Genomic DNA, 5,759 nt, shown 5'->3' with positions numbered 1-5,759 from the left:
TTGCCGGAAAGACCTATCGACATCGAGAGAATCGTTCGAAGCCCAGGAAGCCCGGCGTAAAACCACACAAGAAGATGACTCAGAAAAACTGTTGAAATGTCTTAACTTGGGTGGATTGGTGCTGGCATGGGACCAAGATATAGGCGTTGCGTCTCGTAAAGAGGGTTGGCTTGGCTAAGTAGCGAGCCTTGCTCTACACCTGATGGATTGACTCCACCAAGAACGTAAACAAATTCTTCTGGTGACTCTAAGCTTCGTTTGATCCCCTGAAGAGCATTCCAGAAGACGAAAAAGTCTGTTCGCCAGTGACCGGAATCAATCAGATGTGGGTAAAAGTGGTCACACTCGTCTAGGATAAGAACTAATCTAACGTCATCGCGCCCAGCCTCTTTAGCTAGCGCTTTAGCAGCCTTAAGCAAAGATCCAATGTCCTTTTCAAATGCAACTGCTAACCGGCGGCTATCAGATTCCTTTTTTTGTGTAGCTTCTTTAAGTCGCTCTGCTTTCGCATGCACTTTCGAACCAAGTTTTGTCGCTAGCCGTTGCAACTTCGCTTGCCATGCTCCAACGGCATCTGCAGCTGCATCCCACCACCGGCCTCCTTTTAGACGAGTAGAGTTGCCAATAAGAAATGCAGTAACGCCGATTGCTGACTCATCCTGTTCAATTAGGTCTTCGAGGCGCCCAAGGAGGGAGCTTTTGCCGATTTTCCTAAGCCCAAATATGGCAAACGGACTACCAAGAAGAATTTTAGTGAATAGTTCGTTAACTACAACTTCGCGGCCGAAAAATTCACTTGGCCCCCGAACTGGTTCGGCCTCTGCAAAATAATCACGGCGCCACAGTGAAGCACTGAGCAATTGGTACATCAGATCAACTGGCGATATTTGCGAGGCGCTTTCCGTACGAATGACGATGGCCGTAGCCTTGTTTTTCTGGGCCCATGCCGCACAAAAGGCCTCTGCACGGGGGGCATTTGCGGCGACAAAACGAATCGTCATATCAAGCCGGTCAACAAGCTTTAATGGCGGCTCTGCTTTGAGCGTGCGCTGGTGGAAATCATCAGGATATCCGTTCCCAATTACGAAATATTCATGCCCGAGCCCAAAATGCTCAGCGGTCGCCGCGAACGGTTTGACGACCGCTAACCAAAGATTCGGGCCGGTCTCGCGGAACCAATTGATTTGGAAGCATGAGGAAAACAACTCTAAAGCCGCGCTAGCGGAATCTTTCGTAACTTGCGTGGCGGCGTCAAAAGCCGACTGCGCCTCGTGATGTAAAATTATCGCCATGGCAAAAAAGTATGAGTTGGATCAGGCTGTCACTCTACACGATGCTGTAATGCCGCAGTGCTTTCAATTCAGAAATCCTAGGCAATTTGGGGGGATGCCACACAGAGAGTACAGATCAGCTTCTCGTAAATTGCCATAGCTGCGGGGAGGGGCGAGTGTTGAAGGCATTTAGTCGCAGCCAAGAATGGCTGCCGGGAACGCGTGCCGGAAATGGACCGGAGCCGAGGACTGCGCAGCCCAGAAACGACAACGCCCACTTGCATGAGTGGGCGTTGCGTGAACGATGTTCTTGGTGGCCCGGGGCGGAATCGAACCACCGACACAAGGATTTTCAATCCTCTGCTCTACCGACTGAGCTACCAGGCCAAGAGGCATGATTATAGACACCCGATCGGCGCTTTGCAAGGCCAGCTAATGAATTTTGGCAAAAAACGGTGAAATACAGTGTGAAACGCTGTTGTTTCTTGCCGCTATAATGCTTTGCATGACCAGACCAACTTCCTCCCCGCACGCAATGCAGAGTGCTGTTTGCATCGTCGGCAACGGCGCCATCGCCAAGACGGCGGCCCTCGGCTTTGCCAAGGCCGGCCACATCGTCACGCTGCTATCTCCGCCTCCGCCCGCCACCGACGCAGCAACCGCTGTCGGCGAACAGCCGTGGGACGTGCGCGTCTACGCCCTGAACCACACGGCCCACACACTGCTCGCCTCGCTCAAGGTATGGGGCGCGCTTGACGCAACGCGGGTTGCCGCCGTCGACGCGATGGTCGTCAACGGCGACGGCGCGCAGAGCGGCGACCTGGCCTTCGATGCCTTTGGCGCCCACGCCGGCACGCTGGCCTGGATCGTCGAGGACCGCAACCTGAACCAGGCGCTGGACGCCGCGCTCAAGTTCGCGCCCGGCGTGACCATGGTCAGCGCGCGCGCCGTCGCCATGTCCACCACCGACAGCGGCGCCAGCGTGGTGCTCGAAGGCGGCGCGCGCATCGATTGCGACTTGCTCGTGGGCGCCGACGGCGGCCAGTCGTGGGTGCGCGGGCAGTGCGACATCGGCATCGACTACCGCTCGTACCACCAGCGCGCGATCGTCACCAATTTTTCGTGCACCAAGCCGCACCGCGGCGCCGCCTTCCAGTGGTTCACCGGCCAGGAAGGCATCGTCGCGCTGTTGCCGCTGCCGGGCGAGCGCGTCTCGCTGGTCTGGTCGGCGTCCGACGCGCTGGCCGACACCATCATGGCCGAAACCATGAGCGAACTGGCGGTGCGCCTGGCCGTGCTGTGCGAAGAGCAGCTCGGCCCGCTGCGCCCACTGCTGCCCGAAGTGGTCAAGGCCGTGCCGCTGGCGCTGATCCGCCCGCATGCGATCGTCGCGCCGCGCGTGGCCCTGGTGGGCGACGCCGCCCACGTGGTCCATCCGCTGGCGGGACACGGCATGAATCTCGGCTTTGCCGACGTGGCCGGCCTGCTGGCGGCAATTGCCGCGCGCGAAGAGCAGCGCAGCATCGGCGACGAGCGCGTGCTGGCCCGTTACGCCAGGGCGCGCAAGGAAGACATCTTCCTGATGCAGCTCGCTACCGATGGTTTGGTGCGCCTGTTCGGCACCGACCTTGAGCCAGTTCGCATTGCGCGCAATTTGGGATTAAACTTGTTGAATAAGTTGCCTATGATTAAGCGGCGCCTGATGACGCATGCGATGGGCAAGTAATCCCCTTACTATATTTACCGGAGAAGTCATGTTGAAATGCAAATTGCTGGTGCTGGCGCTGATGGCCGGTATGGTCGGCGCGTGCACGGCCGCCGAGCCGAGTGTCGAAGAGAACATCAAGAAAGTGCTGGCCCCGCGCATTTCGGACGGCGTCAAGATCGATTCCGTGATCGCCACGCCGTATTCGGGCTTGTATGAAGTGCGCGCCGGCGGCGATGTCCTGTACACCGACAAAAAGGGCGAGTACATCATCATGGGGCAGATTTTCAACGCCAAGACGGCGCAGAACCTGACCAAGGAGCGTCTCGAAGAGATCAATAAAATCAAGTTTTCCGACCTGCCCGCCGAGCACGCACTCAAGACCGTCAAGGGCGACGGCAAGCGCGTGATCGCCATTTTTGAAGATCCCAACTGCGGCTACTGCAAGCAGTTCCGCCGCACCACGCTCAAGGAACTCGATAACGTCACCGTCTACACCTACATGCTCAACATCCTGGCCGAAGACTCGAGCATCAAGTCGCGCAACGTGTGGTGCGCGCCGGACCGCAACAAGGCATGGGACGACTGGATGTTGAACGGGAAAACCCCGCCGATGGCCGACGCCAAGTGCAAGAACCCGAACGACGAGGTGGCCGCATTGGGGCGCAAGATTCGCGTCAGCGCCACGCCCGCGATCTTCTTTGCCGACGGCAGCCGCATTTCCGGCGCCATCGACACCAAGGGCATGGAAGCGAAGTTCAAGTCCATCAAGTAACAACGCCGGGCGGTTCGGCGCGCGTCTGCCTCACGCGGGCGCGCGCCGGTGCCCGCCAGTTGACCCACCTCCCGGGCGAGCGCCTCCCTCATGAAAAAACCAAGTAAAAGCAGAGCGCCCGCAATCGCGTACGCCATTTTCCCAAAAGACCTGGCCGGACACCTGTTCGAAGTGCGCCTGACGGTGGCAGCCCCCGCGTCCGACGGCCAGGTATTCGCTTTGCCGGCGTGGATACCGGGCAGTTACATGATCCGCGAATTCGCGCGCAACATCGTGCAGATCCGCGCCGAGGCCAACGGCGAGAGCGTCGCCCTGGCCAAGCTGGACAAGCACTCCTGGCGCGCTGCGCCGGTCGGCGCGCCACTCACCGTCGTCTACGAAGTCTACGCGTGGGACTTGTCGGTGCGCGCTGCGCACCTGGACCAGACCCACGGCTTTTTCAATGGCACCAGCGTGTGCCTGCGCGTCGTCGGCCAGGAAGACATGCCGCACCAGGTCGACATTGTCCGTCCGTCGGATCCGGCAGCGGCCACCTGGCGCGTTGCCACCGCCATGCCCGAACTGGGCGCCAAACGCTACGGCTTTGGCACCTACCTGGCGTCGAGCTACGATGAGCTGATCGACCATCCGGTTGAAATGGGCGACTTTGCGCTGGCCACCTTCAAGGCGCACGGCGTGCCGCACGATATCGTCATCTCCGGGCGCGTGCCCAATCTGGACATGGCGCGCCTGCAGGCCGACCTGAAGGCCATCTGCGAAACCCAGATCGCGTTTTTCGAGCCGCGCACCCGGAACGCGCCGATGGAACGCTACGTGTTCCTGACGCTGGCGGTGGGCGACGGCTACGGCGGCCTGGAACATCGCGCCTCGACCGCGCTCATTTGCGCGCGCGCCGATTTGCCCAGCACCGGCGCGGTCAAGAGCGCCGACATTGGCGAAGGCTATCTCAAGTTTCTTGGGCTGTGCAGCCACGAGTATTTTCATACCTGGAATGTCAAGCGCATCAAGCCGGCCGCGTTCGCGCCCTATGATTTGCAAAGCGAGACTTACACGCCGCTACTGTGGCTGTTCGAGGGCTTTACCAGCTATTACGATGACCTGATGCTGGTCAGGAGCGGGATCATCGGCGAAGCCGCTTACTTCAAGCTGCTCGGCAAGGCGATCGGCGGCGTATTGCGCGGCAGCGGGCGCACCAAGCAAAGCGTGGCCGATTCGAGTTTCGACGCCTGGGGCAAGTACTACCGGCAAGACGAAAATGCGCCGAACGCCATCGTCAGCTATTACGGCAAGGGTTCGCTCATTGCGCTGGCGTTTGACCTGACGATTCGCAGCAAAACGGCTGGCAAGAAGTCGCTCGACGATGTGATGCTCGCCTTGTGGCAGCGCTTTGGCCGCGATTTTTATCCCAGCGTGGGGCGCGGCGTGACCGAGGCCGAGGTCGAGGCCTTGTTCGACGAAGTGAGCGGCTTGAAGCTCAAGAGTCTGTTTGATCGCTACGTGCGCGGCACGGCCGACCTGCCGCTGGCCCGGCTGTATGCGCCGTTCGGGGTCAAGCTGGTGGACGAGCGGCGCAATGCCAAGCCGTCGTTCGATGCGGGGACCGGGCGCGATGGGCCGGACTGCAAGCTCACGCAAGTGCATGAGGGCGGCGCGGCGCATCGCGCGGGGCTGTCGGCGGGCGATATCGTGATCGCGCTTGACGGCTTGCGCGTGGGCGGGGCGCTCGACGCGATGCTGGGGCGGTACAAGGTGGGCGACACGGTGACCGTGCACGCGTTCAGGCGCGATGAGCTGATGACGTTCCAGGTCAAGCTGCAAGGGGAGCGGGTGCCGTGCGTGACCTTGTCGCTGCTTGACGAGCGGAAGAAGTCGGGCAGGCCGAGCGCGCTCTAGTGTAGTGCGTCAAACAGATTGAAGCTTATTAAGTTTGGCACGAGCGCGCGTGACTTTGGCAAGAATGTCGGTCGCTTTCGCGGTCCATATATACGGTTTCGGTGCTATATTATGT

At 59.8% G+C, this 5,759-nt stretch carries 4 protein-coding genes and 1 tRNA gene; 3 read left to right on the top strand and 2 right to left on the bottom strand.

Annotated features, from left to right (window positions below; genetic code table 11):
* Positions 1–101: 101 nt before the first annotated feature.
* On the bottom strand, positions 102–1,292 hold the full coding sequence (locus ACP7D4_RS27425) for a hypothetical protein (RefSeq protein ID WP_426212562.1): 1,191 nt from the start codon (positions 1,290–1,292) through the stop codon (positions 102–104).
* Between the two features lie 290 nt (positions 1,293–1,582).
* Positions 1,583–1,658: transfer RNA gene (locus tag ACP7D4_RS27420), tRNA-Phe, on the bottom strand.
* 148 nt (positions 1,659–1,806) lie between these two features.
* Here ACP7D4_RS27420 and ACP7D4_RS27415 point away from each other — a divergent pair.
* The 3 genes from ACP7D4_RS27415 to ACP7D4_RS27405 all read left to right on the top strand — a co-directional run bounded on the left by ACP7D4_RS27415 (position 1,807) and on the right by ACP7D4_RS27405 (position 5,644).
* Entirely contained in the window at positions 1,807–2,997 is a 1,191-nt protein-coding gene (locus ACP7D4_RS27415) for an FAD-dependent monooxygenase (protein ID WP_426212560.1), read from the top strand.
* A gap of 28 nt (positions 2,998–3,025) precedes the next feature.
* Positions 3,026–3,751, top strand: a complete 726-nt coding sequence (locus ACP7D4_RS27410; protein WP_426107840.1) for a DsbC family protein — start codon at positions 3,026–3,028, stop codon at positions 3,749–3,751.
* A gap of 90 nt (positions 3,752–3,841) precedes the next feature.
* A complete protein-coding gene (locus tag ACP7D4_RS27405) occupies positions 3,842–5,644 on the top strand; it encodes a M61 family metallopeptidase (RefSeq protein ID WP_426212558.1) in 1,803 nt (600 codons plus the stop codon).
* Positions 5,645–5,759 lie beyond the last annotated feature (115 nt).

The organism is Massilia sp. TWP1-3-3 (assembly GCF_049897805.1).
In the GTDB taxonomy this organism is placed as follows: domain Bacteria; phylum Pseudomonadota; class Gammaproteobacteria; order Burkholderiales; family Burkholderiaceae_D; genus Telluria_A.
This window is presented reverse-complemented; position numbering and strand designations above follow the sequence as displayed.

Bases quoted from the DNA above. Each gene is read 5' to 3' on its own strand.
- ACP7D4_RS27425 (WP_426212562.1), bottom strand. From the start codon at position 1,292: ATGGCGATAATTTTACATCACGAGGCGCAGTCGGCTTTTGACGCCGCC.
- ACP7D4_RS27415 (WP_426212560.1), top strand. From the start codon at position 1,807: ATGCAGAGTGCTGTTTGCATCGTCGGCAACGGCGCCATCGCCAAGACG.
- ACP7D4_RS27410 (WP_426107840.1), top strand. From the start codon at position 3,026: ATGTTGAAATGCAAATTGCTGGTGCTGGCGCTGATGGCCGGTATGGTC.
- ACP7D4_RS27405 (WP_426212558.1), top strand. From the start codon at position 3,842: ATGAAAAAACCAAGTAAAAGCAGAGCGCCCGCAATCGCGTACGCCATT.